The sequence below is a fragment of the Amycolatopsis sp. NPDC104863 genome (assembly GCF_055582965.1).
On the sequence record NZ_JBVJOW010000004.1, the window covers coordinates 484,975 to 507,109 of the forward strand.

At 71.7% G+C, this 22,135-nt stretch carries 22 protein-coding genes; 5 read left to right on the forward strand and 17 right to left on the reverse strand.

Translation table 11 applies throughout. The annotated features are described in order from the left end of the window. Window positions 1–30 precede the first annotated feature (30 nt). The 3 genes from ACZ63J_RS23870 to ACZ63J_RS23880 are packed head-to-tail and all read right to left on the reverse strand — an operon-like array spanning window position 31 to window position 1,931. Window positions 31–495, reverse strand: a complete 465-nt coding sequence (locus ACZ63J_RS23870) for a YbaB/EbfC family nucleoid-associated protein (protein ID WP_465406012.1) — start codon at window positions 493–495, stop codon at window positions 31–33. After that, window positions 488–1,549 carry a hypothetical protein gene (locus ACZ63J_RS23875; protein WP_465334119.1) on the reverse strand — a complete coding sequence of 354 codons (1,062 nt, stop codon included), beginning with the start codon at window positions 1,547–1,549 and terminating at the stop codon, window positions 488–490. Before ACZ63J_RS23875 ends, ACZ63J_RS23870 begins: the two co-directional genes overlap by 8 nt. Window position 1,550: 1 nt before the next feature. Then, on the reverse strand, window positions 1,551–1,931 hold the full coding sequence (locus tag ACZ63J_RS23880) for a hypothetical protein (RefSeq protein ID WP_465406014.1): 381 nt from the start codon (window positions 1,929–1,931) through the stop codon (window positions 1,551–1,553). A gap of 159 nt (window positions 1,932–2,090) precedes the next feature. Between ACZ63J_RS23880 and ACZ63J_RS23885 the strand changes: the two genes are divergently transcribed. Next, complete coding sequence (locus ACZ63J_RS23885) at window positions 2,091–2,747, forward strand: Ig-like domain-containing protein (RefSeq protein WP_465406016.1); 657 nt, start codon at window positions 2,091–2,093, stop codon at window positions 2,745–2,747. Here the strand turns inward: ACZ63J_RS23885 and ACZ63J_RS23890 are convergent. The 3 genes from ACZ63J_RS23890 to ACZ63J_RS23900 form a co-directional block, all read right to left on the reverse strand. Continuing rightward, window positions 2,744–3,178: a hypothetical protein gene (locus tag ACZ63J_RS23890; RefSeq protein ID WP_465406018.1), complete on the reverse strand. Its 435-nt coding sequence runs from the start codon at window positions 3,176–3,178 to the stop codon at window positions 2,744–2,746. The two genes, ACZ63J_RS23885 and ACZ63J_RS23890, sit on opposite strands and share 4 nt — an antisense overlap. Continuing rightward, window positions 3,175–3,813, reverse strand: coding sequence for a pyroglutamyl-peptidase I (gene pcp / locus ACZ63J_RS23895; RefSeq protein ID WP_465406020.1), 639 nt, complete (start codon window positions 3,811–3,813; stop codon window positions 3,175–3,177). Before pcp ends, ACZ63J_RS23890 begins: the two co-directional genes overlap by 4 nt. A gap of 69 nt (window positions 3,814–3,882) precedes the next feature. Continuing rightward, window positions 3,883–5,322 carry a M1 family metallopeptidase gene (locus ACZ63J_RS23900; protein ID WP_465406022.1) on the reverse strand — a complete coding sequence of 480 codons (1,440 nt, stop codon included), beginning with the start codon at window positions 5,320–5,322 and terminating at the stop codon, window positions 3,883–3,885. A gap of 163 nt (window positions 5,323–5,485) precedes the next feature. Here ACZ63J_RS23900 and ACZ63J_RS23905 point away from each other — a divergent pair, with 163 nt between their 5' ends. Continuing rightward, complete coding sequence (locus tag ACZ63J_RS23905) at window positions 5,486–8,650, forward strand: AfsR/SARP family transcriptional regulator (RefSeq protein ID WP_465439610.1); 3,165 nt, start codon at window positions 5,486–5,488, stop codon at window positions 8,648–8,650. Between the two features lie 67 nt (window positions 8,651–8,717). On the opposite strand, the gene ACZ63J_RS23910 is transcribed toward ACZ63J_RS23905, so the two are convergent. Together ACZ63J_RS23910 and ACZ63J_RS23915 are read right to left on the reverse strand one after the other, a co-directional pair. Beyond that, the gene (locus ACZ63J_RS23910) at window positions 8,718–9,524 is read right to left on the reverse strand and encodes an ABC transporter permease (protein WP_465301357.1); all 807 of its coding nucleotides are present in this window, start codon (window positions 9,522–9,524) and stop codon (window positions 8,718–8,720) included. Continuing rightward, entirely contained in the window at window positions 9,521–10,501 is a 981-nt protein-coding gene (locus ACZ63J_RS23915) for an ATP-binding cassette domain-containing protein (protein ID WP_465301359.1), read from the reverse strand. The genes ACZ63J_RS23910 and ACZ63J_RS23915 overlap by 4 nt, the downstream gene beginning before the upstream one ends. A gap of 162 nt (window positions 10,502–10,663) precedes the next feature. On the opposite strand from ACZ63J_RS23915, the gene ACZ63J_RS23920 reads away from it, so the two are divergent. Further along, window positions 10,664–11,623, forward strand: coding sequence for an endonuclease/exonuclease/phosphatase family protein (locus tag ACZ63J_RS23920; protein WP_465406026.1), 960 nt, complete (start codon window positions 10,664–10,666; stop codon window positions 11,621–11,623). Between the two features lie 39 nt (window positions 11,624–11,662). Here ACZ63J_RS23920 and ACZ63J_RS23925 read toward each other — a convergent pair whose 3' ends face one another. From ACZ63J_RS23925 to ACZ63J_RS23935, 3 genes are read right to left on the reverse strand one after another with little or no spacing between them, the layout of a single operon-like run. Beyond that, window positions 11,663–12,742 (reverse strand): hypothetical protein, encoded by a 1,080-nt coding sequence (locus ACZ63J_RS23925; protein ID WP_465406028.1) that lies wholly within the window; start codon window positions 12,740–12,742, stop codon window positions 11,663–11,665. Then, window positions 12,739–13,587: an SIR2 family NAD-dependent protein deacylase gene (locus ACZ63J_RS23930; protein ID WP_465406029.1), complete on the reverse strand. Its 849-nt coding sequence runs from the start codon at window positions 13,585–13,587 to the stop codon at window positions 12,739–12,741. The genes ACZ63J_RS23925 and ACZ63J_RS23930 overlap by 4 nt, the downstream gene beginning before the upstream one ends. Then, window positions 13,580–13,891 carry an antibiotic biosynthesis monooxygenase family protein gene (locus ACZ63J_RS23935; RefSeq protein WP_465301367.1) on the reverse strand — a complete coding sequence of 104 codons (312 nt, stop codon included), beginning with the start codon at window positions 13,889–13,891 and terminating at the stop codon, window positions 13,580–13,582. Before ACZ63J_RS23935 ends, ACZ63J_RS23930 begins: the two co-directional genes overlap by 8 nt. A 51-nt stretch (window positions 13,892–13,942) precedes the next feature. On the opposite strand from ACZ63J_RS23935, the gene ACZ63J_RS23940 reads away from it, so the two are divergent. Then, entirely contained in the window at window positions 13,943–15,331 is a 1,389-nt protein-coding gene (locus tag ACZ63J_RS23940; protein ID WP_465406031.1) for an AAA family ATPase, read from the forward strand. Here the strand turns inward: ACZ63J_RS23940 and ACZ63J_RS23945 are convergent. After that, window positions 15,317–16,723 (reverse strand): M1 family metallopeptidase, encoded by a 1,407-nt coding sequence (locus ACZ63J_RS23945; RefSeq protein WP_465406033.1) that lies wholly within the window; start codon window positions 16,721–16,723, stop codon window positions 15,317–15,319. The two genes, ACZ63J_RS23940 and ACZ63J_RS23945, sit on opposite strands and share 15 nt — an antisense overlap. Before the next feature lie 75 nt (window positions 16,724–16,798). On the opposite strand from ACZ63J_RS23945, the gene ACZ63J_RS23950 reads away from it, so the two are divergent. Then, entirely contained in the window at window positions 16,799–17,545 is a 747-nt protein-coding gene (locus tag ACZ63J_RS23950) for an alpha/beta fold hydrolase (protein ID WP_465406034.1), read from the forward strand. Here ACZ63J_RS23950 and ACZ63J_RS23955 read toward each other — a convergent pair. The 5 genes from ACZ63J_RS23955 to ACZ63J_RS23975 all read right to left on the reverse strand — a co-directional run bounded on the left by ACZ63J_RS23955 (window position 17,535) and on the right by ACZ63J_RS23975 (window position 22,042). Beyond that, window positions 17,535–18,491 carry a peptidoglycan recognition protein family protein gene (locus tag ACZ63J_RS23955; protein ID WP_465406036.1) on the reverse strand — a complete coding sequence of 319 codons (957 nt, stop codon included), beginning with the start codon at window positions 18,489–18,491 and terminating at the stop codon, window positions 17,535–17,537. The genes ACZ63J_RS23950 and ACZ63J_RS23955 overlap by 11 nt on opposite strands. Before the next feature lie 62 nt (window positions 18,492–18,553). Next, window positions 18,554–19,429, reverse strand: coding sequence for an HhH-GPD family protein (locus tag ACZ63J_RS23960; protein WP_465406037.1), 876 nt, complete (start codon window positions 19,427–19,429; stop codon window positions 18,554–18,556). Window positions 19,430–19,452: 23 nt separating this feature from the next. Continuing rightward, window positions 19,453–20,343: an aldo/keto reductase gene (locus tag ACZ63J_RS23965; protein ID WP_465406038.1), complete on the reverse strand. Its 891-nt coding sequence runs from the start codon at window positions 20,341–20,343 to the stop codon at window positions 19,453–19,455. Beyond that, window positions 20,340–20,831, reverse strand: a complete 492-nt coding sequence (locus tag ACZ63J_RS23970; RefSeq protein WP_465334149.1) for a beta-class carbonic anhydrase — start codon at window positions 20,829–20,831, stop codon at window positions 20,340–20,342. The genes ACZ63J_RS23965 and ACZ63J_RS23970 overlap by 4 nt, the downstream gene beginning before the upstream one ends. 110 nt (window positions 20,832–20,941) lie before the next feature. Then, the gene (locus tag ACZ63J_RS23975; protein WP_465406039.1) at window positions 20,942–22,042 is read right to left on the reverse strand and encodes a LacI family DNA-binding transcriptional regulator; all 1,101 of its coding nucleotides are present in this window, start codon (window positions 22,040–22,042) and stop codon (window positions 20,942–20,944) included. Between the last annotated feature and the right edge of the window lie 93 nt (window positions 22,043–22,135).

Genomic DNA, 22,135 nt, shown 5'->3' on the forward strand with positions numbered 1-22,135 from the left:
CCGTGGTGACCGTCAGTCCACAGTAGACACTCACCACGCCGGGTCGAACCGCGGTCCCTTGCGGTACCACTCGTCGTCGGGCTCCGGCCCGGCCGGTGGCGGGGTGGGCGGCGTCTCCGCCGACCGGTCCATCAGGACACGCTCGTCGTCAGGCGAAGGCGAAGGCGAAGGCGAAGGCGCGGGTGAAGGAGCAGCGGCCGGCTCGTACTGCATCCGCCACCGCAGCCGATCCATCAGATAACCGGTCGTGCCCAGCGGCGCCAGCAGCTGCCCGGTCTGCTTCGCCGACTCCCGCTGCGCTTCGACATACGTCCGCAGCACGGCGTCGGCGATCTGCGCGGGCGACATCCCGGAGACGGCGTCGGACAGCCGGAGCCCGGTCAGGACGCCGTCGGTGTTGACCGCGAGCGAAACGGCGCCGTCGTCGGACGTCGCCGTCGCCGACAGCGCGGACAGCTCGCTCAGCAGGGACTCGCGGTCGGGACGCTCAGCCATCCAGCCTCCCGAGGTGCGTCGCGCCGCTCGAGACTTCGCCGTCGCGGCCGATGTCGACGTTCGCGTCGCGGACGTTCTTCTCGGTCTGGCGGGAAGTGTGGTCGGTCTCGAAGTTGTCCGGGTCGAAGCTCGAGCCGGGGCTGACGTCCGGCGACTCGGGGATCTTCGGCAGGTCGACGGCTTCGTCGCCGATGCGGTTCGCCAGGGTCGTGGCGGCTTCGCCGGCGCCGTCGCGGATCTTGCCCGCGCTGTCGCAGAAGCTCTGGTACAGCTCGAAAGCGTTCTCGCCGGTGATCTCCGCCTGGTTCGCGACCATCGCGCTGATCGCGCCGCCGGCGGCGTTCCCGGCGACCAGGGCGCCGTTGGCGGCGGTGAAGATCGCGGCGCCCGCCGGGGCGGCGACCCCGGCGCTGGCCACGGTGAGCAGCCCGGCGACCGCGCCGGCGAACGTCGCCGCCAGCACCTTCGACATGGCGGCTTCGCGCTTGCGGGACTGGTCTTCCTGGTACTTCTTCGCGGTCTCCAGGAACGTCGTGCCGAGGTTGCTCAGGTCCTGCCGGGCGGACGCGATGGCTTCGCGCGCGGCGACGACGTCGCTCTCCAGCACGGTGATCTTGGTTTCCACCTCGGTGAACGCGTCCGCGAGCTGGTTCAGGTACGCCTTGACGGCGTTCGCCGCGGACCCGCGCCACACGTCGAGGAACTGCCGGGCGTCGTCCAGCTTCGGCTTCGAATCGCGCTGCAGCTGCTTCCAGACGGCGTCGTGCTTCATGATCAGGTGCTGCAGGCCGGTGGTCGACTCGTGGTCGATGTCGGCGTCGGAGAACTCGCGGTAGACGCCGGCGACCTCGTCCTGCATCTTCTTGAAGCCGGCTTCGTCGGTGCCGATGCCGAAGACCCAGTCGGTGTACTTGAGGATCTGCAGGGCGTCGAGCGCGTCGTTCGCGCCGTCGACCAGGTCCGCGGACACCCCTTCGAGCAGCTCCGGCCGGCGGTCGTCCCCGCTGCCCGACATCGGCTGGGCGTCGAGCCCGGAGTCGAAGTAGCCGTCCACGTCAGTTCCCTTCCAGGCCCGCGGCGGCGCGGTTGACGCGCTGCTTGGAGTCGGCGTCGGCCTTCTCGTACAGCTCGGCGACCCGCATCAGCGCGTGGCTGGTGTCGGCGGTGGTCTCGTGCAGCTGCGCGACCAGCTTCTGGATCTTCGCCAGGTGGTCGTTGTAGGCCTTCGCGACGGCCGGCATGCCGAGCGTGCGGCCGAAGGCGTTGTCCACGGGGAACATGCCGCCCAGGCCGCCGAAGAGGCCACCGCCGTCAGACGAGACGGGGACGTCGGTGCCACGCAGGCCGTTCGACGCGGTTTCCGCGGCGCCGGCGGCGTCCTGGAGGGCTCCGGCCGAGTCCCGCAGGTCCTGCAGGTCGGTCTCGAATCCGATCATCACTCACCTCTTCCGGGGTAACGTTCCGGACATGTAAACACCGTTCGCTCGCCCGCCAGGGTGAATTGACAACGGTGTGCTTCAGATCACGAGAGCGCCGGCGTACCGCCGAACGGGGGAATGGCGTACCTGCCCGGGACGGTCGGCGCTCTTACCTGCATGACCACCACCACGAAGCCCCGCGCGCCGTCCGTGCGGCGCCAGCTGCGCGAGGCGAAACGCTTCTCCTGGACGGGTTTCGGCGTCACGGTCGCCGCGTCGCTGCTCGGCACGCTCGTCCCGGCCGCGATCGGCGCCGGCCCGACCGCGACGCTGGTTTCGACGCTCGTGACGACGGTCCTCGCGGCCGGCGGGTTCACGGCCAGGGACGGCATGGCCCACGGCATCAAGGCGATCGCGATCGTGCTGCTCGCCGCGGGCGCGCTGGTGCTGACGGTGACCGGCGTGACGGTGCTCGACCTCGTGCGCGGCGGCCCGGCGACGTTCCCGGTGGGCCCGGCCCCGACGCCCGCGGTGATCGTGCCGGAGTCGGTGCCGTGCGGGACGACGCCGGTGCACACGACGACCACCTGCACGGTGGCCGTCCGCAGTGTCGGCTCGAGTGACCTGCGGGTGACCGGGGTCGAGCTGGACAGCACGGACTTCGCGGTGGACGCGAGCGCGTGCGTCGGCCACGACGTGGTCCCGGGCCGCCGGTGCACGCTGGTCGTGCGCTTCACCCCGGACTGGAGCGGCGACCGCGTCGCGGACCTGACGATCCACCACAACGTCCCGGGCCCGGCGGCGTTCGTGGAGCTCACCGGCCGCGGCGGCTAGCGGCGGGTGAACCGCGTTCCGCCGCCCCAGGCGACCAGCGCCTGCACGACTCCGGAGAGCAGGCCCACGAAGAGGAAGGCCGGCCAGGTCACCGTCCCGGCGACGCCGAACGGTTCGACCAGGGCCAGCGGACCGAGAGACGCGATCGTCACGAGCTGCCGCCGTGGCTCGATCCCCGTCCCGGCGAGGACCAGCCACATCAGGACCCCGGCGGTGACCGCCGCGGCGACGGCGACGATCGGCCCCCAGACGAGGGCGCCGAACCCGCACATGCTCTCCGGGTTGACCGCGTCGGCGGCCGCACAAGCCTGCTTCTGCACCACGGTGATCTCGTGCGCGAAGGCGCCGACCGCCGCGCCGCTCAGCAACGCGGTGACGCCGACGGTCAGCACGGCCCCGGGTCTCGCCCACACGTCGCGCTGGGTGGTCAAGACTCCGCGCCCCCGGTGACCACGATGTCCTCCGTGGTCTTCAGCGCCGTGTCCACCAGGACCTCCAGCGCGTCGGCGATCCGGTCCACCCCCAGCGACGGCGCGGCTTTACCGGCCGCCGCCACCTGCTCCGGGCTGAACGGGACGTGCACGAACCCGCCGCGCACGTCCGGCAGGTCCGCGAGCAGGTGCATCAAGCCGTAGAAGACCTGGTTGCACACGTACGTCCCGGCCGTGTGGGACACCGCCGCGGGCACGCCCGCCGCGCGGATCGCCGCCACGCACGCCTTCACCGGCAACGTCGTGAAGTACGCGGCCGGCCCGCCGGAGACCACCGGGACGTCCACCGGCTGCGCTCCCGCGTTGTCCGGGATGCGCGCGTCGACCACGTTGATCGCGACGCGCTCCGGCGTCACCTCGAAGCGTCCGCCCGCCTGGCCGACGCAAACCACGAGCGACGGCCGGTGTTCCGCCACCGCACGCCGAAGCGCGGGCAGTGACGCTTCAAACTCACACGGCAGCTCGACCGCCGCGACGTCGTCCCGGCGTGCGCCGAGCCGCGAAACCGCCTGCCACGACGGGTTCACCGACTCCCCGCCGAACGGCGCGAACCCCGTCATCAGCACCTTGGCCATACACCCTCCCCAACGCCGTGAAGGCCACCTCGGGAAACCTTACCGAGGTGGCCTTCACGAACCACGGGATCAAGCGGCGGGCTTCAGCCCACCCGGGAAGAGGTACTGGTCGGCGGGCTTGCCGGCGCCGTACACCCACGCGTCGAAGAACCCCTGCAGGTTCCGGTGCGCGACGCTTTCGGTGTACCGCTGGAAGTCCTGCATGCTCGCGTTCCCGCCGCGGTGCAGCGACGGCCAGGTCTTCAGCACCCGGTCGAACGCGGCCTGCCCGACGTAGTTGCGCAGCGCGTGCAGCATCATCGGGCCCTTCGAGTACACGTACGTGAACTCGTTGCCGGCGCCCATGTCGTAGAGCTTGCCGTTCCAGAACGCCGTCGAGGCCTTCTTGACGTCGTCCGCGTACTGCTTGTTCAGGTCGACGCCTTCCTTCGCTTCGTCCCAGAGCCACGTCGCGTACGACGCGAAGCACTCGTTCATGCAGACGTCGCGCCAGTGCTCGACGGCGACCGAGTCGCCGTACCACTGGTGGGCGTTCTCGTGGACGATCGTCGGGACGGTGCCCGCCCAGCCCGCGGAGTAGATCGGCCGGCTCATCGTCTCCAGCGAGAAGCCGATCTGCTCGTTGAGGAAGATGCCGCCCGCCGCGTCGATCGGGTACTTGCCGAACTTCGACTCGAGGAAGTCGAGGATCTCCGGCAGCCGCGCCTCGGCCTGCTTCGTCGAGTCGGGGACGCCCGGGGCGAACGCGCTGACGATCGGGGTGCCGTCCTTGCGCTGCTGGCGGTCGAAGGTCCACTTGTCGATCGCGACCGTCGTCATGTACGGCACGATCGGCGTTTCCTCGGCCCACACGTGCGTGGTGCCGCCGCCCGGCGCCTTGACCGACGGCTTCTCGCGGCCGTTGGCGATCACGCCCCACTCGTCGGGCACGGTGATCGCGAGGTGGAAGGTCGCCTTGTCGAGCGGGGTGTCGTTGACCGGGTACCAGGTCGTGGCCGACTTCGGCTCGCCGGCGGCGAATGCGCCGCCCGCCTTGGCATACTGCCAGCCGTTGGCGCCGAGCGACGGGTCCTGGATCGGCGCGGGCACCCCGTGATAGGCGATCTTGGTCTCGAAGCGCTCGCCGCGCCGCAGCGGCCGCGACGGCGTGATCACGAGCTCGTGGTCGCCGGTGCGGCTGAACTTCGCGCCGCGGCCGTCGATCTTGACCGAGTCGACGGTCAGGCCGCGCAGGTCGAGGTTGAAGGAGCTGAGCGCCTGCGTCGCCCGCGCGGAGATGTCCTGCACCCCGGTGAGCTGGTGCGACGCGGGGTCGTAGCCGACCTTCAGGTTGTAGTCGGCGACGTCGTAACCGCCGTTGCCGTCCTGCGGGTAGTAGCTGTCGCCCGCGCCGTCGCTGCCGGGCTTCGGCGCGCCCCAGCCGTCGTTGCCGGCGGCGGCCATGCCGGCGCCGAGGCAAAGGCTGGTGACAACGGCGGCCGCCAGCACGACCGGTTTCTGTCCCCTCATGAACGCTCCTGTCCGATCTGGGGTGGACCTCGCTGGGCAACGTATCCCCAGTCCTGCATGATTTCCCGGGTGCCGTCGGGTTTGTCCGGATAATCACCACTTCCGTCGGCCCGGCGGGGCAGTTCCGCACCGGCCCTCAGGCCGGGTCTGGAAAGCTGGTCCCATGCGCGTTGCGCTGCTGGGCCCGCTGCGAGCGGCGGAAGACGACGGCACGCCGATCGACATCGGCGGCGCCCGCCTCCGCATGCTCCTGGCCAGGCTCGCGGTGGACGCCGGGCGCGCCGTCCCGGCCGACACCCTGGTCGACGGCCTCTGGGGCGCCGACCCGCCCGCCGACGCCGCCAACGCCCTCCAGTCGCTGGTCTCGCGGCTGCGGAAGGCGCTGCCGGTGGCGGTCGGCTCCGGCCCGGGCGGCTACCGGCTCGCCGTGGCGCCCGGCGACGTCGACGCCGAGCGGTTCGAACGGCTCGCCGCCGACGGCCGCCGTGAGCTGACCGTGGGCCACGACGCCCACGCGGCCGAGCTGCTCGGCGAGGCCCTTGCGCTCTGGCAGGGCGCCGCGCTCGCCGACGTCCTCGACGCGCCGTTCGCCCAGGCGCCCGCCCGGCGGCTCACCGACCTGCGCGCCGAAGCGGCCGAAGACCGGTTCGAGGCGCTGATCCGGCTGGGTGAGCACGCGGAGGTCCTGCCCGACCTGTCCGCCGCGGCGGACGCCGACCCGCTGCGCGAGCGGCTCGCGGGCCTGCGGATCCGCGCGCTGTGCGCGGCCGGGCGGCAGTCGGAGGCGCTGGCCGTCTACGCGGGGATCCGGCGCACGCTGGCCGACCAGCTGGGGGTCGACCCGTCGGCGGAGCTGCAGGAGGTCCACGTCGCCGCGCTGCGCGGCGAGTTCGCGCCGCCGCCCCCGGTGGCCGACCGGCTGCCGACCCGGCTGACCACGTTCGTCGGCCGCGACGACGAGCTCAAGCTGCTGGCCGAGCTGCTCGGCGGCGCCCGGCTGGTCACCCTGACCGGGCCGGGCGGCGCGGGCAAGACCCGGCTGTCGACCGAAGCGGCGTCGCGGCACCCGGCGCACGCGCGCGGCCGGGTGTGGTTCGTGCCGCTGGCCGGCGTCCGCGACCCCGGTGACGTCGGCGGCGCCCTGCTCGCCGCGCTCGAAGTGCGCGACATCCGCAGCGCCGAAACCGAGGTGCGGCGGCGGCCGGACCTGCTCGGTCACGCCGTCGAGGTGCTGGCCGGCGGGGAGGCGCTGCTGGTGCTGGACAACTGCGAGCACGTCATCGACGCGGCCGCGGCGCTGGCCGACGAGCTGCTGGGCCGGGTGCCCGGGCTGAGGATCCTCGCGACCAGCCGCGAGCCGCTGGCCATCACCGGCGAGGCGTTGTGCCCGCTCGGGCCGCTGCCCGTGCCCGCCGAACGCGCGGCGCCCGCCGAAGCCGCCGAGCTGGATTCGACGCGGCTGTTCCTCGACCGGGCGAGCGCGGTCCGCCCGGACTTCGTGCTCGACGAGTCCACTGTGGACGACGTCGGCCAGATCTGCCGCCGGCTCGACGGGATGCCGCTCGCCCTGGAGCTGGCCGCCGCCCGGCTGCGCTCGATGACGCCGGCCCAGATCGCGGCGCGGCTCGACGACCGGTTCCGGCTGCTGACGTCAGGCAGCCGCACGGCGTTGCCGCGCCAGCGCACCCTGCGCGCGGTCGTCGAGTGGAGCTGGGACCTGCTCACCGGTCCGGAGCTGGTGCTCGCGCGGCGGCTCGCGGTGTTCCCCAGCAGCGTGCCGATGGACGCCGTCGAGCGGGTCTGCGCGGACGAGCTGCTGCCGGTCGCCGACGTCCCGTACGTGCTCGGCACGCTCGTCGAGAAGTCCATTGTGGACACCGTGAACCGTGCCGGGGAACCGCGGTACCGGATGCTGGAGACGTTGCGGGCCTACGCCGGCGAGCGGCTCGCGGAGTCCGGCGAGCGGGACGCGTTCCAGCGCGTGATGGCCGGGTACTACGTCGACCTGGCCGAACGGGCGGAACCGCTGCTGCGCACCGGCGGGCAGCTGGCCTCGATCGACCTCTACGAGGCCGAGTCGGTCAACCTCACCGGCGCGCTGCGCGTGGCCATCGAAATGTCTGATGTGGACACTTCGGTGCGGCTGCTCAACGGGATGTTCTGGTACTACACGATTCTCGGGCAGGGCGAGCGGGCCGAGGAGTTCATCGACGCCGTGCTCGGGTTCGGCGACCGGCTGCCGCCGGACGTCCTGGCCGCCTACCGCGCGATCTCGCGGCTGTTCCACCAGGCGCCGTCCCGGCTCCCGCTCGACGGCGTCCGCGAGCTGGTCGACGAGTGCGTCCGCACCGGCGCGGTGGGGAAGTACCCGGGACTGGCCGTGGCGCTGCCGATGCTGGCGTTCCTCGGCGGCGACCGCGACCTGGCGATGCGCGAGGTGCGCCGCGCGCAGGCCGACGACGACATCTGGACCCGTTCGGGCGGGTACTGGGTCGAGAGCTTCCTGCTCGACGACACCGGGGACGTCGAGAGCGCGGACCGGGCCCGGGACCGGGCGCACGCCGGTTTTGTCGAGGTCGGCGACCGCTGGGGCACGGCGATGACGTTGAGCTTCAAGGCGAACGCGCTGTCCCAGTCCGGCCAGGGCGAGCGTGCGATCGAGGTCTACCAGCAGGGGCTGGCGCTGTCGATGGAGCTGCGCTCGCACGAGGACATCGTCCAGCACTGGTGGCGCCTGGCCGTCGAACGCGCGCGCCTCGGGGACATCGAGGGCGCGTGGCGCGACCAGGAGGCCGCCGAGCGGTACGGGCAGGGGTTCGAAAACCCGCAGCTGCGGGCGATCCTGCTGTTCGGCCGGATCGAGCTGTGCCTGCGCGGCGGGCGGCCGGCCGAGGCGCGTGAGGCGCTCGGCCAGCTCGGGTCGCTGGCGTGGGACGCCGCGTTCCCCGAAGGCATGGGCGTGGAGTGGGTCAGCGCGTTCGAAGGGCGGCTCGCGCTGGCCGAGAACCGGCCCGACGCGGCCGAAGCCCACGTGGTCAAGGCGATCGTCGCGACCCGCGACCGCGGGGACATGCCGGACCTCGCCGGGGCCGTGGAGCTGCTCGCGCTGGTGCGCGGGCAGCAGGGCCGGGTGGAAGAGGCGGCCCGCATCCTCGGCACGTCCGCGCTGATCCGCGGCCGGTTCGACCTCGGCAGCCCGGAGGTGCGCGAGCTGATCACTCAGCTTCGCGCAGAGCTTTCCGACACCCGGTACGAAGAACTGGTCGCCGAAGCGCGGGCGATGTCCAAAGAGGACGCCATCGCGGCGGTGTACGCCGGAATCGGCTGAAGGGGACGTCCGTGTGGACGTCCCCTTCAGCTCCCCCTGGCGCGGGACACCCCCGTGCCCCCGCGCCTCACACCCGCCGGCGGTAGGCCCAGGTGGCCAGCGGGAAGAACACGATCACCGCGCCGGCCATCCAGGCGAGCGCACCGGCCAGCGGGCCGGCGACGGCGCCGCCGTTCATCAGGCCGCGCAACGCGTTCGCCATCAGGCTCACCGGGCTGATGTCGGCCCACGCCCGCAGCCAGCCGGGCATGGTGGCCGTGCTGACGAAGACGTTGCTGCCGAAGGTGAGCGGCATGATGAAGACGAACATCAGCGCCTGCGCCGAGCCCGGCGACTTCATCAGCATGCCGACGAACACCGAGCCCCAGCAGAAGCAGAGGCCGAACGCCAGCGCCAGCAGGATCGCCACCGCGAACTCACCGGGGCTGGTCGCGATCCGGTAGCCCATGATCGTCGCGACGACCATCAGCACCACCAGGCAGACGATGTAGCGCACGATGTCCGCGAGCACCGCGCCGATGAGGGGCGCCGAGCGGGCGATCGGCATGCTGCGGAACCGGTCGAACACGCCCTTGGTGATGTCGGTGTTGAGGTTCGTGCCGACGGTGAGGCACGCCTGCAGGATGTTCATCACCATGATGCCCGGCACGACCATCTGGAGGTACGCGTCGGTCGACCCGGACAGCGCGCCGCCGAACAGGTAGACGAACATGACCAGGAAGATGATCGGCATCAGCGTGACGTCGGCCAGCTGCTCCGGGTTCTTGCGGATCTTCAGGATGCCGCGCCAGGCCAGCGAAAGCGCGTGCTGGAACCCCTTGGCGGGGCTGATGTGCCGCGGCGGGGCCGGGCGGTCGAGCGCCAGCGTGGTCATGCCAGGCTCCCTTCGAGGTCTCGGGTGTCGTCGGTGGACGCTTCGGCGGCGTGCCCGGTCAGGGCGAGGAACACCTCGTCGAGGCTGGGCAGCCGCAGCGCCAGCTCGTCCGCGGTGATCCCGGCTTCGTCGAGCTTGCGGACCAAAGTGGACAGCAGCACCGGGTCGCCGACCGGCGCGGTGAGCAGCCCGGTCGCGTCGTCGCGGGTCGGCCGGACGCCGGACAGGTCACCGAGGATCCGGTTGACGGCGTCCATGTCGGACAGTTGTGTCGGCCGCACCTGCAGCGTCTGCCCGCCGACGCGGCGCTTGAGCTCGTCGGCCCGGCCGTCGGCGACGACCCGGCCGTGGTCGAACACGGTGATCTTGTCGGCCAGCTGGTCGGCCTCTTCGAGGTACTGCGTGGTGAGCAGCACCGTCGCGCCGTCGGCGACCAGGCCGCGGACGACCTCCCAGACCTCGTTGCGGGCGTGCGGGTCGAGCCCGGTGGTCGGCTCGTCGAGGTAGAGCACCTCGGGCCCGCCGACCAGGCTGGCGGCCAGGTCGATCCGGCGCCGCATGCCGCCGGAGTACGTCCGGATCGGCCGCTTCGCCGCGGCGGTCAGCTCGAACCGGTCGATCAGCTCGGTGGCCCGCGTCCGGGCCTGGGCGCGGGGCAGGCCGTAGAGCCGGCCGATGAGCATCAGGTTCTCGATGCCGTTGAGGTCCTCGTCGACCGACGCGTACTGCCCGGTCAGCCCGATCAGGCTGCGGACCCGCACCGGGTCGGTGACGACGTCGAAGCCGCCGACCGTGGCACGCCCGGCGTCCGGTTTCATCAGCGTCGCCAGGATGCGGACGGCGGTCGTCTTGCCCGCGCCGTTCGGCCCGAGCACCCCCACGACCTGCCCGAACGGGACCTCGAGGTCCACCCCGTCGAGCGCCTTGGTGTCCCCGAAGTGTTTGACCAGGCCCTCGGCCTGGATCGCGTGCGACATGGGCGTTCCTCCTTCGCAGTCGCTGTCGAGCCTCACTTTGGCGGGGGCCGCTGGCAGCGCACGCACAGCGCGCTGGCACGGGCTGGCAGCGGCTGGTGGAGATCTTGTGGAGGAGTGGCCGGCACCCGGGCCGGGTGGCGGGCGGATCGGCATACTCGGCACATGACCGTTGTGGAAGAGACGCGCGTTCGGCGGAAGAACCCGCTGGTCACGGCCCTGCTGGTGGTTCCGGTGGTGCCGCTGGCGGGGGTCACCGCGCTGCGCCTGATCGGCTACGACGGCGACTGGTACACCCTCGTCGCGCTGGCGCTGACGCCGTACGTGGCGGCGGCGGGGGTGGTGCTCGGCGGGCTGGCCCTGGCGCTGCGGCGCTGGTGGGTCGGCGGGGTCGCGCTGGTGCTGGCGGTCGCGCTGGCCGTGCTGGTGGCCCCGCGGCTTTCGGCGAGTGACCAGCGCGAGGTGCACGGCAAGACGTTGCGCGTGCTCGCGTCGAACCTCCTCTACGGCCAGGCGGACCCGAAGGCCGTGGTCGACCTGGTGCGGTCGCAGAAGATCGACGTGCTCAACCTGGTCGAGATGACCCCGCGCGTGGTCGACGGGCTGACCGCGGCCGGGCTGTTCGAGACGCTGCCGTACCGCGTCCTGCACCCGGCGCCCGGCGCGTTCGGTTCGGGGATCGTGTCGCGCTTCCCGCTCAAGGAGGTCAACCTGACGGGTGATTCGGCGGCCAAGCAGCCGGGCGCCCAGATCGACCTCGGCGACGGCGTGGTGGCCGAGATCGTCGCGGTCCACCCGATCTCCCCGGACGTCGACACCCCGCAGTGGGAGCGCGAGATGAAGGACCTGTCCCGCGCATCGGGCGAGCACGGCCTGCGCATCTTGGCAGGCGACTTCAACGCGACGCTCGACCACGCGGCGTTCCGGACAGTGCTTTCCCGCGGCTACAACGACGCGGCGGAGGCACGCGGCTCTGGGTTGACGCCGACGTGGCCGTCGTCATCGCCGGTGGTGACGATCGACCACGTCGTGGTGGACAACCGTGCGGCGGTGCGGGACTACCGGGTGTTCGGGGTTGCGGACAGTGATCATCGGGCGGTGTTCGCGGAGGTGCAGCTGCCTTAGCCGAGGAGGGTCTCGGCCGGCGCCGTCAGGGCCGCCGGATCACAGGAGTTTGACGACCTCGGTCAGCAGCGCGTTGACCCGCGCTCGCGGCGGAATATCGTCCATTTCGATGAAGCTGGCCGACGGGCTGATCGGGCGATGCAGAACGTCGTCGGCCTGCACCTTGAACTCGACGAGGAACTTGATGTACTTCGCGTCGGTTCTCGACCAGGCGTGGTTCGCGGCCACTGCGCCGAAATGTGCCTGGCCGAAGATCGGTGGCACGTGATCGAGCACCGCCCGCAACAGGGCGTGGCAGGCGTACGGATTCTGCTGAGCGAAATTCTGGTTCAACTCGTGGATCAGTTGCAGGAGTTTGTCCAGGTTGAACGACGCGCTTCCGCGCTTGGCCTCGATCGCTTCGGTGACGTGTTGGCTCACGTAAGGTTCTGAAGCGGTGGGGTGACTACCACCCTTGTGCGAAGGCTGGATCGAAGAAGCGACGTGCACGCCGGAGAAATCGACTCGCCCGCCTGCCTGCTCGACGAGCGCGGACACGCGTTTGACGTATTCGAGTACAGTCTCCGCCCCTTCGTACGCGAGCGCCTCCTGGCCGATGGTCAGCACCCAGTCCGGCGAGTCGTTCGGCAGCGAGTAGTTGCTGGCAATACCGAACGGCTCGTGCTGCACGATCTGCGGTAGCCGGGCGAGGAAGTCGTCGCTGAGGTCCGAGCCGGCCTTGAGCTCGGCTGCGGAAATCCGGGGATCGGTCAGGTCGACGGGATCGTTCGGCGCGTCGTGGATCCTGCGGACGCAAGCCTCCAGGAACCTCATGAAGTTCGCCCCTGTCCGGCCGTACTCCGGCAGGTGCAGCGCCGCGGCGATCGTCAGGAACACCTGGCTCTGCGGGTACAGGTTCCGGCGATCGCACCACACGGTGCTGTAAGTCGGGGTGATGGGTCCATGACTTCCGATGAGCGGGAGGGAATCGAGAACATCGCGCCCCCGATGCCCTCGGCGGCGCATCTCCGTTTCGACGTAGCGCCAGGTCGGAGCGACTTGCTTCGTGAGGACGGGCTTCGCGATGACTTGGAGCAAGGTCCGCTGGGGCTCGCTCAAAGCTGCAATCAGGTCGCTCATGGCCGCTGCCCCTGTGACTCCATGCTCGCCCGGTGCGGACGGTCGCCCAGGAGCTGTTGGAGCGTCTCCAGCGCGCCGGCCGCGATGGAAACACCTCGGTTGTGGCGGATCTCCGGCTCCCGCGGGTTGATCCGGATCAACGCACCCGTCGCCGCGCTGGCCAGTTCCGCGTAGCGGCGGACCGTCGGGATCGCCTGGCCCGCGCCCAGCTCGACCACCACCAGGTCGCGCACCCCGCGTCGCCACGCTGTCAGCTCGCCGAGCTGGGCCTGGCCGCGGTCGGGGACCCACGAGTCGTCGCCGAACATCAGGATGTTGGGGCGGGCCAAGCCGCCGCAGCGGGGGCACGCGGGCAGCGGTGGCACCGCGCGCATCGTTTCGGGGTTGATGGAAACGTCGGTTTCCGGCGCCGGCCAGATGGCGGGCGAACACCCGGCGAGGCACTGCAGGTGGTGGATCGAGCCGTGCACCTCGGAGACGAGCCCGAAGCCCGCCCTCTGGAACTGGCCGTCCACATTGGACGTGAACACGGCCGTGCCGCCGGGCAGGCGTGCACCCAGCTCGAGCAGGAGCCGGAAACCCTCGTGTGGCACGGTCTTGCGGTAGAGCGACAGCCGATGACCGTAGAAACCCCAGGCCAGCCCGGGGTCGTCGGCGAAGTGGCGCGGGTCGGCGAGCTCCTCGAACTGCAGCCCGAGCCGCGCATATGGCGGATACGCGCGCCAAAACCCTTCGCCGCCGCGGAAGTCCGGTAGCCCCGAGTCGACGCCCATGCCGGCGCCGGCGCAGATCAACAGTGCGCCGGCGCCGTCCAGGAGCTTCGCCGCCCGGTCGAGCTCACTCACCCGGCTGGGAGCCGAGGACGACCTCGAACTCCAGGAGGTTCGCCCCGGTCGACACGGGCTTGGCCCGCTCGCCCGAGTGCGCCGCCGCGGCCGGGCCGCCCGTCGCCCAGGCCTGGTACGCCTCTTCGGTCTCCCACTTCGTGTAGACGAAGTAGCGCGTCTCACCGGAAACCGGGCGCAGCAGCTCGAAGCCGAGGAAACCGGGCTGCTGGTCGACGGCGTGCATCCGCGCGGCGAACCGCTTCTCCAGCTCGGGGCCGGCGCCTTCGGGAACCTCGATCGCGTTGATCTTCACGACACTCATGGCCTCCAGACTAGTTGGCCCCGCGGTGTGATCAGTGCCACTGTGGAAGGCATGGGGAGCATCGAGCGCGACATCGCCACCGACATCGCCCGGATCGTTCGCGCCACGGCCGACGAGGTCGGCGACGGCCGGGCCGGTGAACTCATCGAGCGCGTGACCGGCCACCTGGGGGCGCAGCTGCCGGAGGTGGTCGTCGTGACCCGGTCCTGGCCGATGTGGGAGCACGCCAACATCCAGCGCGGGGTCGACGCCTACCTGGCCGAGCACGGCACGCTCGTGGACTGGTTCGGGATCGCCGGCGGCCAGCGCAGCCACGAGGACCTGATCGGGATGCTCGTGACCGCGCGGATGCGGGGCACGTACGAGCTCGGCGCGGTGGACTTCGCCACGACGGCGATCGGCCCGGACCAGGCGACCGAGGCGGTGCAGCTCGGGCTCGTCGGCACGAGCGCCCCGGGTGGTGAGCCGGTGCTGCTCGCCATCCGCGGTTCGAACGTGCAGTGGGGACTCGAGCAGTGCCGGCTGGAGGTCCTCGCGACGTCGCGGGTGACCGCCACCGAAGTGCGCGACCGCGTCGAGCGGCTGATGGCCGAGCACGACCTCCTGCGCGGGCAGGTGGTGGCCTTCGGCACCAGCGAGCACCGCGGCAACGAGCTGCTCACGTTCCTCCCGCGGCCGGCGCTGACCGGCGAGGAGGTCGTGCTGCCGGACGGCGTGCTCGACGCGATCGAGCGGCACACGGTCGGCATCGCCGAACACGGCGAGCGGCTGCTGGCCGCGGGGCAGCACCTCAAGCGCGGGCTGCTGCTGCACGGCCTGCCCGGCACCGGCAAGACGCACACGGTCCGCTACCTGATGGGCCGCCTGCCGGACACCACGGTGATCATCCTGACCGGCACGGCGATGAAGTTCATCGGCAAGGCCGCGGAGCTGGCGCGGCGGCTGCAGCCGAGCGTCGTCGTGCTGGAAGACGTCGACCTGATCGCGCAGGACCGCAGCTACGGGCCGATGGTCCAGCCCCTGCTGTTCACCCTGCTCGACGCGATGGACGGCGTGGGCGGCGACGCGGACGTGACGTTCCTGCTCACCACCAACCGCGCCGGCGAACTGGAGAAGGCACTGGCCGACCGCCCGGGCCGGGTGGATCTCGCGGTGGAGATCCCGTTGCCGGACGCGGCCGGCCGCGAGGCGCTGCTCCGGCTGTACTCGCGAGGGCTGAAGCTGACCGCGGATCTCGGCCCGGTGGTGGCGGCGACCGAGGGGGTGACGGCGTCGTTCGCGAAGGAGCTGCTGCGGCGGGCGTCGCTGCTCGCACTGGCCGCGCGCCCGGAGGAGGACGTCGTGGTGGGCGACGCGGAGCTGACGACGGCACTGCGGGAGATGCAGGACGCGCACAGCGCCTTGACGCGGTCGTTGCTCGGCAGCTCAGCTGCGCAGTGAGCCGGGGAAGAGGTCGGCGTCCGCGGGGAGCTTCGTCCCGCGGAACCACGCGTCGAAGAACGGCCGCAGGTTGCGGCCGCTGACCTGGGTCGCCGTCGCTTCGAAGTCGGTCCAGGTCGCGTTGCCGTGGCGGAAGCGGGCCGGCCACTCGTGGAGGAGGCGGTCGAACGCCGGGTCGCCGATCTCGCGGCGCAGCGCGTGCAGGGCCAGGATGCCCTTGTTGTACACACCCTCGAACTCGTGGCCCTGGCCCATGCCGACCAGCTTCTGCGACCAGAAGTCGGTGCTGCCGCGGGTGATCTCGATCGCCGCGCGGTAGCGGTCGTCCAGGCTCTGGCCTTCGCGCTCGGCCCACAGCCACTGCGCGTACGACGCGAAGCACTCGTTCAGGCAGATGTCCGACCAGTTCTTCAACGACACCGAGTCGCCGAACCACTGGTGGGCGGTCTCGTGGACCACCGTCGGCAGGTCGGCCCACTTCGCGTACGTCGGCCGCGTCTGCGTCTCCAGCGAGAAGTGGACGTCCTCGTTCAGGAAGATCCCGCCGGCCGCCGACTGCGGGTACGGCCCGAACTTGCCGCTGAGGAAGCCGAGGACCTCCGGCAGGCGGTCGCCGATCGCGCGGCGGTCCTCGGTGCCCGGCGCGTAGGCCGTGACGACCGGGGTGCCGCCCGGCAGTGTCGACCTGTCGACACTGAACTTGCCGATCGCGATGGTCGTCAGGTAGCTCGCCACCGGGTTCGGCTCGGTCCAGGTCCCCGGCGGGCCCTCGCGGCCGTTCGAGACCACCGTCCAGCCGGCCGGGACGTGCGCGGTGAGCGTGAAGGACGCCTTGTCGCGCGGGGTTTCGTTCACGGGGTACCAGAACGCCGCCGAGTGCGGCTCGCCCACCATGTACGCGCCGCCGTCGGCCGAGTGCTGCCAGCCGTTCTCGCTGCCGCCCTCGTGTGACGTCTTCGCCGGGTCACCGCCGTACCGGACGCGGGTGTGGAACGTCGTCCCGGCGCGGATCGGCGCGGGCGGCGTGACGACCAGTTCGAACGCCTTCTCGCGGGTGAATCGGGCCGGCTGCCCGTCGATTTCGACGCTGTGGACGTCGAGCCCGCGCAGGTCGAGGTCGAACCGGCTCAGGTCCTGCGTGGCCTTCGCGGTGACCGTCGTGTCGCCGTCGAGGTGCCCGCTCGGCGGGTCGTAGGTGGCGTCGACGTGGTAGTTCAGCGCGTCGTACCCGCCGTTGCCGTCGTCCGGGTAATACGGATCACCGGCGCCGGCCGCGCCCGGCGCAGGGTGCAACGGCGGCGGCTGGGGTGCGCCGGAGACGGCGTCACCGGTGCACGCCGCGGCGACGACCACCGCGGCGCAGACGGCGAGGGCGGCGAGTCGGCGGCGCATGCACCCCACCATAGGTGATGGAGCGCGACCGCTCGGTCACGTTCCGCACCAGGCATTTTGTGGTTAGGTGGCCGCGTGCTCTGTTTCGGCGGCAGCGGTGTGCCGATCGTCCTGCTCCACGGCCTGATGGGCCGGGCGCGGACGTGGTGGCGGGTCGCGGAGTGGCTCCGGCCCTACGGCGCGGTGTACGGGCTCGACGCGCGCGGCCACGGCAGCGCGCCGCGGGTCGGGCCGTGGACGACCGAGCGGTTCGCCGACGACGTCGCCGACGCGCTGCGCACCCTCGACGCCGGCCCGGCCGTGCTCATCGGGCATTCGATGGGCGGCCTGCACGCGTGGGCGACGGCCGCGCGGTACCCGGAGCTGGTGCGCGCGGTCGTGTCCGAGGACTTCGCGCCGGACCAGCGCGGGCGGACCGTCGAGACGTGGCGCGGCTACTTCGAGAGCTGGCCGGTGCCGTTCGAGTCGCTCGAGCACGTCCGCGAGTTCTTCGGGGACGCGGGTGCGTACTTCGCGGACTGCGTCGAGGAGCGTTCCGACGGGTTTCACCTGGTCGCGGACCTGGAGGACCTCTACGTCATCGCCGCCGAGTGGGGCCGCGTCGACTACTGGTCCACTGTGGACAAGATCGGCTGCCCGCTGCTGCTGGTCGAAGGGGAGCACACGGCCATGCCGCCGGGGCAGCAGGCGCTCGTCGCGTCTCGGGTTCCGGGCGCGAAGCACCTGGTCGTCCCGGGCTCGGCCCACCTGCCCCACGACGAGGCCCCGGAGACCTACCGAGGCGCCGTCGAGGCCTTCCTGAGCCAGGTCCTCAAGCGCTAGCGAGGTCGGCGCGCCAAGCCGCGGTGGAGCGGTCCGCGGGGACGATCAGCGGCCAGACGTCCGAGCCGAGGAAGCCGGTTTCGTCGGCCGCCTTCGCCGCGGTGCACGTGTCGCGCGGCAGCCTGGCCTGAACCGTCAAAGCGGCCACGGCGTCCTTTGTGGACTGACCGAAGACACCGTCGGTCGGCACGCCGAACCCGGACGCGCGCAGGAACCGCTGGGCCTGCTGCACCTGACGGCCCGTATCACCCGGCTTCAGCAGCGGCCACTCCGCCTCGGCGCGCGCGACCGTGACGCCGAGGACGCGGCCCACCGCCGTCCGCAGCTCCGGCAGCCGGTCGTAGAGCACCGTGCCGGGGCACTCGGTCGTGTTGAAGTCGCGGTGGCCCTTGATGAACTCGGGGCTGATGCCGTACTGGTGCGCGATGTAGGCGACCAGGTTCACCAGCGAGTCCCAGAGCGCCTGTGGCACGTCGACCGTGCTGTAGAGGCCCTCGTTCTCGATGCCGATGACCTCGCTGTTGTGGTTGCCGACGTTCGCGCCCTGGACGTGCTGGGTGCCGCCGCGCAGGATCTCCAGGCTGCGGTGCCTGCCCTCGGTGACGAACCCGCCGCGGCTGTTCGTGAACTGCTGGCCGCTGTCGATCCAGCCGTTCTTGTCCATGTGCAGGTTTTGGATGAACTTCGCGACGTAGAAGGCGCGAGCCAGCGAGAAGTCGTTGTTCATCGGCGGGTCGACCGCGTGGTGCACGACGATGTACGTCGGTTTGTGGTTCTCCACCACGATCGGGCCGGTGGCGGCCCGCGCGCCCCATTCGGACGTCGGGTGGATCGTCGGTGTCGGCACGGCCGCCGAGGCCGTGCCCGTGGTCGTCATCCCCAGTGCGCCGGCCGCGGTGGCGGTCACCCCCGCCTTGAGCAGGGTCCGGCGGTCAACGTGGACCATCGGGAAAAGGTAACCCCGCATCGCGCCGTTGACAACTATTGACCAACTTTTGTCGTAGCGCGTTAGTGTTCGCCCGGCAGTGCGAAGAGGCCACCGGCGGTCTGTTCGAGCAGGCCGTCGACCAGCAGGGAGTCGAGGCAGCGGTCACGCTGGCCGCTGTCGTGCCACACGAGGTCGAGGCGGGTCTTCTCGACGGGCCCCTCGGAGCCGCGCAGGACGTCGAGCAGCAGCCCGCGCACCTGCCGGTCGGTGCCGGCGAACTTCTGGACCGGCTTGGCCGGCCCGGCGTACTCGGGCTTCCCGGCGAGCTGCCACGCGCATTCGTCGTAGATCGGGCAGTCCGCGCAGCGCGGGCTGCGCGCGGTGCAGATCAGCGCGCCGAGCTCCATGATCGCGGCGGAGAACTTCGCGGCCGGGGCGTCATCGGCGGGCAGCAGCGCTTCGACGTCGGCCATGTCCCGGGTGTTCGACGCGGGCCCGGCGTCCCCGGCCCCGTGCACCGCCCGCGCGACGACCCGCCGCACGTTCGTGTCGACGACGGGCGCGCGAAGCCCGTAGGCGAACGCGGCGACGGCGCGCGCGGTGTAGGCGCCGATCCCGGGCAGCGCGAGCAGGGTGTCCACATCGGACGGAACAACGTCACCGTGCTCCCGCGCGATCACGCCGGCGGCTTCGTGGAGCCGCAGCGCGCGGCGCGGGTAGCCGAGCTTGCCCCAGGCCCGCACGACCTCACCCTGCGACGACGCGGCCAGCGCGGACGGCACCGGCCAGCGGGTCATCCATTCGTGCCAGATCGGCTGCACCCGGGCCACCGGGGTCTGCTGCAGCATGATTTCGCTGACGAGGACACCCCACGCCGAGCATTCGGGCTCGCGCCACGGCAGGTCCCGGCCGTGCGTGGAGAACCAGTCGAGCAGCACGTCAGCGTCCACAGCCACGCGCCCATTGAACCCGACGGCGTTCAGGCCGGGGACTCCGCCTCGCTCCGGTGCACCGCGTCGAGCCGGTCGAGCTCGCCGGGCGTGAGCCGCAGTTCGCCGGCGGCGACGTTCTCCGTGAGGTGGCCGGGGTCGCCGGTGCCGGGGATGACGAGGACGTGCGGGCCGCGGCGCAGCGTCCAGGCCAGCCGGACCTGCGCGGCACTCGCCCGGTGCGCCCGCGCGACCGCGAGCACCTCGGCGTGTTCGCCGCCGCCGGTCCCCGCCTCGCGGCCCGCGCCCGCGATGGCGAAGAACGGCACGAACGCGATGCCCTGCTCGCCGCAGAGGCGGACGAACTCGTCCTGCCGGGAGCGGTAGCCGAGCCCGTAGGAGTTCTGCACGCACACCACGGGGGCGATGGCCTGGGCCTCGGCCAGGTGCTCCGGCCGGACGTTGGACAGGCCGAGGTGGCGGATCAGGCCGGCGTCGCGCAGTCCGGCCAGCGCCCCGAAGTGCTCGGCGATCGAGCCGCGGCCGCCGGCGCGCAGGTTCACGACGTCGAGGTGGTCGCGCCCGAGCCGGCGCAGGTTCTCCTCGACGTCGCCGCGCAGCTGGCCGGGCTCGGCCATCGGCAGCCACTCGCCGCCGGGACCGCGCCGGGGCCCCACCTTGGTGGCGATCACCAGGTCTTCGGGGTACGGCGACAGCGCCCGGTTGATCAGCTCGTTGGCCGAGCGTGTCCGCGAGAAGTAGAAGGCGGCGGTGTCGATGTGGTCGACGCCCAGCTCGACCGCGCGCCGCAGCACGGCGATCGCCTGGTCACGGTCGCGCGGGACGGCGTCGGGCGCGAACGCCCGGCCGGTCTGGGGCAGGCGCATGGCCCCGAAGCCGATCCGGTTGACCGTGCGGTCGCCGAGGCGCCAGTGCGTCATCGGACCTCGGTCAGCACCCCGGTCTTGACGTCGTACACGAACCCCCGGACGTTGTCCGTATGCGGCAGGTACGCGCTGCGCCGCACGCGCTCGACCGACGTCCGGACGCTGTTCTCGACGTTGCGGAACGCCTCGACCGCCCACGTCGGGCGCAGGCCGGTGGCCTCTTCGAGCTCGTCCTTGAAGTCGTCTTCGGTGACCATCGAGAGGCCACACTCGGTGTGCTGGACGATCAGCACCTCGCGGGTGCCGAGCTTGCGCTGCGAGAGGGCCAGCGAGCGGATCATGTCGTCGGTGACGACGCCGCCGGCGTTGCGCAGGACGTGGGACTCGCCCTGGAGCAGGCCGAACAGCTCGAACACGCGGATCCGGGCGTCCATGCAGGTCAGGACGGCCACCTGCAGCGACGGCTTGGCCGACGAGCGGTCACCGGGCGTGACGTTGCCCAGCTCCTGGTTGCGCTTGAGCAGTACGTCGATCGAGGTCATCGGTCACCTTCCGGCCAGTGGCCCCGCAGCGCGGGCGTGCTCCACCATTTGACCGGCCGGGACACTCGCGGGCAATGCACTACGAGCAATGTCACGGCAAAAGCCAGTGGTCAGCCGCCGAACCAGGGCTCCTCCACCGTCCGCGGCGGCGCCGACGTCCGGCCGACGCGCAGCTCGGTCGGCAGCGTGATCACCTTCGGCGCGCTCCGCTCGGCCGAGCCGAGCAGCAGCCGGCCCGCCGTCTTGCCCTTTTCGAGCACCGGCTGGTGGACCGTGGTCAGGCCGATCCGCTCGGCTTCGGCGATGCCGTCGAAGCCGGTGACGGTCAGGTCCTGCGGCACGCGCAGCCCACGCCGCTCGGCTTCGGCCATGGCGCCGAGCGCGAGGATGTCCGAGGTGCAGATCACGGCCGTGATCTGCGGATACGCGTCGAGCAGCTGCCGGGCCGCGGACGCGCCGTCGTCCACCGTGTGGTCGAACCGTTCGACCACCGGGACGCCGGCCCAGTCGACGCCGGCGCCGGAGAACGCCACGGCGAGGGCTTCGAGGCGGGTGCGCTGGACGTGGAAGTGCGCGCCGCTCTGGCGCGCCGGCGACACGAAGTCGTCGTTGCGCTCGCGGGCCAGCCGCATGCAGATGACCCCCACCTGCCGGTGGCCCAGCGTCACGAGGTGCTCGGCGATCTTGCCGACGGCGGCGGCGTCGTCCGGGCCGACGCGGTCGATGCCCTCGATGCTCGGCTGGTCGATGATCACCGTCGGGACCGGCCGCTCCAGCACGGCGGCCAGGTGCGGGTCGTCGTCCGGGACGGAGTAGACGACAAAGCCGTCGACGCCCGCGCGGTGCACCGCGGCGACGTCCTCGCGGCCCGGGCTGGCCGGCACCAGGTGGAGGCCGACACCGGCGTCTTCGCAGGCCAGGGCCAGTCCTTCGAGGACACCGACGGCCGCGGGGTCGCGGAAGGCGTAGGAGAGGTTTTCGGTGAGCAGCAGCCCGACGGCGCCGGCCTTGCGGGTGCGCAGCGAGCGGGCGACGGGGTCGGGTCCGGGGTAACCGAGGCGGCGCGCGGTCTCGAGGACCCGGCGGCGCAGTTCCGGGGACAGCTGGTCCGGCCGGTTGTAGGCGTTGGACACCGTGGTCCTGGACACACCGAGCTCCGCCGCGAGCGACGCCAGCGTCGCCTGCCTCCGGGTGCGAATAGGACGTCCCATCAGCAAACCGTAACGGTTCAGAACGTTTTCCTGAAGAGACACCCCGCGTGGTCGATGTCTCGATCCGCATGCACGAAGACGCATACACCAAGG

Excerpts from the sequence above, each read along its gene's own strand:
- ACZ63J_RS23880 (WP_465406014.1), bottom strand. The coding sequence starts at position 1,931 with ATGATCGGATTCGAGACCGACCTGCAGGACCTGCGGGACTCGGCCGGA.
- ACZ63J_RS23940 (WP_465406031.1), top strand. The coding sequence starts at position 13,943 with ATGGGGAGCATCGAGCGCGACATCGCCACCGACATCGCCCGGATCGTT.
- ACZ63J_RS23975 (WP_465406039.1), bottom strand. The coding sequence starts at position 22,042 with ATGGGACGTCCTATTCGCACCCGGAGGCAGGCGACGCTGGCGTCGCTC.
- ACZ63J_RS23970 (WP_465334149.1), bottom strand. The coding sequence starts at position 20,831 with ATGACCTCGATCGACGTACTGCTCAAGCGCAACCAGGAGCTGGGCAAC.
- ACZ63J_RS23885 (WP_465406016.1), top strand. The coding sequence starts at position 2,091 with ATGACCACCACCACGAAGCCCCGCGCGCCGTCCGTGCGGCGCCAGCTG.
- ACZ63J_RS23925 (WP_465406028.1), bottom strand. The coding sequence starts at position 12,742 with ATGAGCGACCTGATTGCAGCTTTGAGCGAGCCCCAGCGGACCTTGCTC.
- ACZ63J_RS23915 (WP_465301359.1), bottom strand. The coding sequence starts at position 10,501 with ATGTCGCACGCGATCCAGGCCGAGGGCCTGGTCAAACACTTCGGGGAC.
- ACZ63J_RS23905 (WP_465439610.1), top strand. The coding sequence starts at position 5,486 with ATGCGCGTTGCGCTGCTGGGCCCGCTGCGAGCGGCGGAAGACGACGGC.
- ACZ63J_RS23910 (WP_465301357.1), bottom strand. The coding sequence starts at position 9,524 with ATGACCACGCTGGCGCTCGACCGCCCGGCCCCGCCGCGGCACATCAGC.
- ACZ63J_RS23965 (WP_465406038.1), bottom strand. The coding sequence starts at position 20,343 with ATGACGCACTGGCGCCTCGGCGACCGCACGGTCAACCGGATCGGCTTC.
- ACZ63J_RS23870 (WP_465406012.1), bottom strand. The coding sequence starts at position 495 with ATGGCTGAGCGTCCCGACCGCGAGTCCCTGCTGAGCGAGCTGTCCGCG.
- ACZ63J_RS23920 (WP_465406026.1), top strand. The coding sequence starts at position 10,664 with ATGACCGTTGTGGAAGAGACGCGCGTTCGGCGGAAGAACCCGCTGGTC.
- ACZ63J_RS23945 (WP_465406033.1), bottom strand. The coding sequence starts at position 16,723 with ATGCGCCGCCGACTCGCCGCCCTCGCCGTCTGCGCCGCGGTGGTCGTC.
- ACZ63J_RS23900 (WP_465406022.1), bottom strand. The coding sequence starts at position 5,322 with ATGAGGGGACAGAAACCGGTCGTGCTGGCGGCCGCCGTTGTCACCAGC.
- ACZ63J_RS23955 (WP_465406036.1), bottom strand. The coding sequence starts at position 18,491 with ATGGTCCACGTTGACCGCCGGACCCTGCTCAAGGCGGGGGTGACCGCC.
- pcp (WP_465406020.1), bottom strand. The coding sequence starts at position 3,813 with ATGGCCAAGGTGCTGATGACGGGGTTCGCGCCGTTCGGCGGGGAGTCG.
- ACZ63J_RS23935 (WP_465301367.1), bottom strand. The coding sequence starts at position 13,891 with ATGAGTGTCGTGAAGATCAACGCGATCGAGGTTCCCGAAGGCGCCGGC.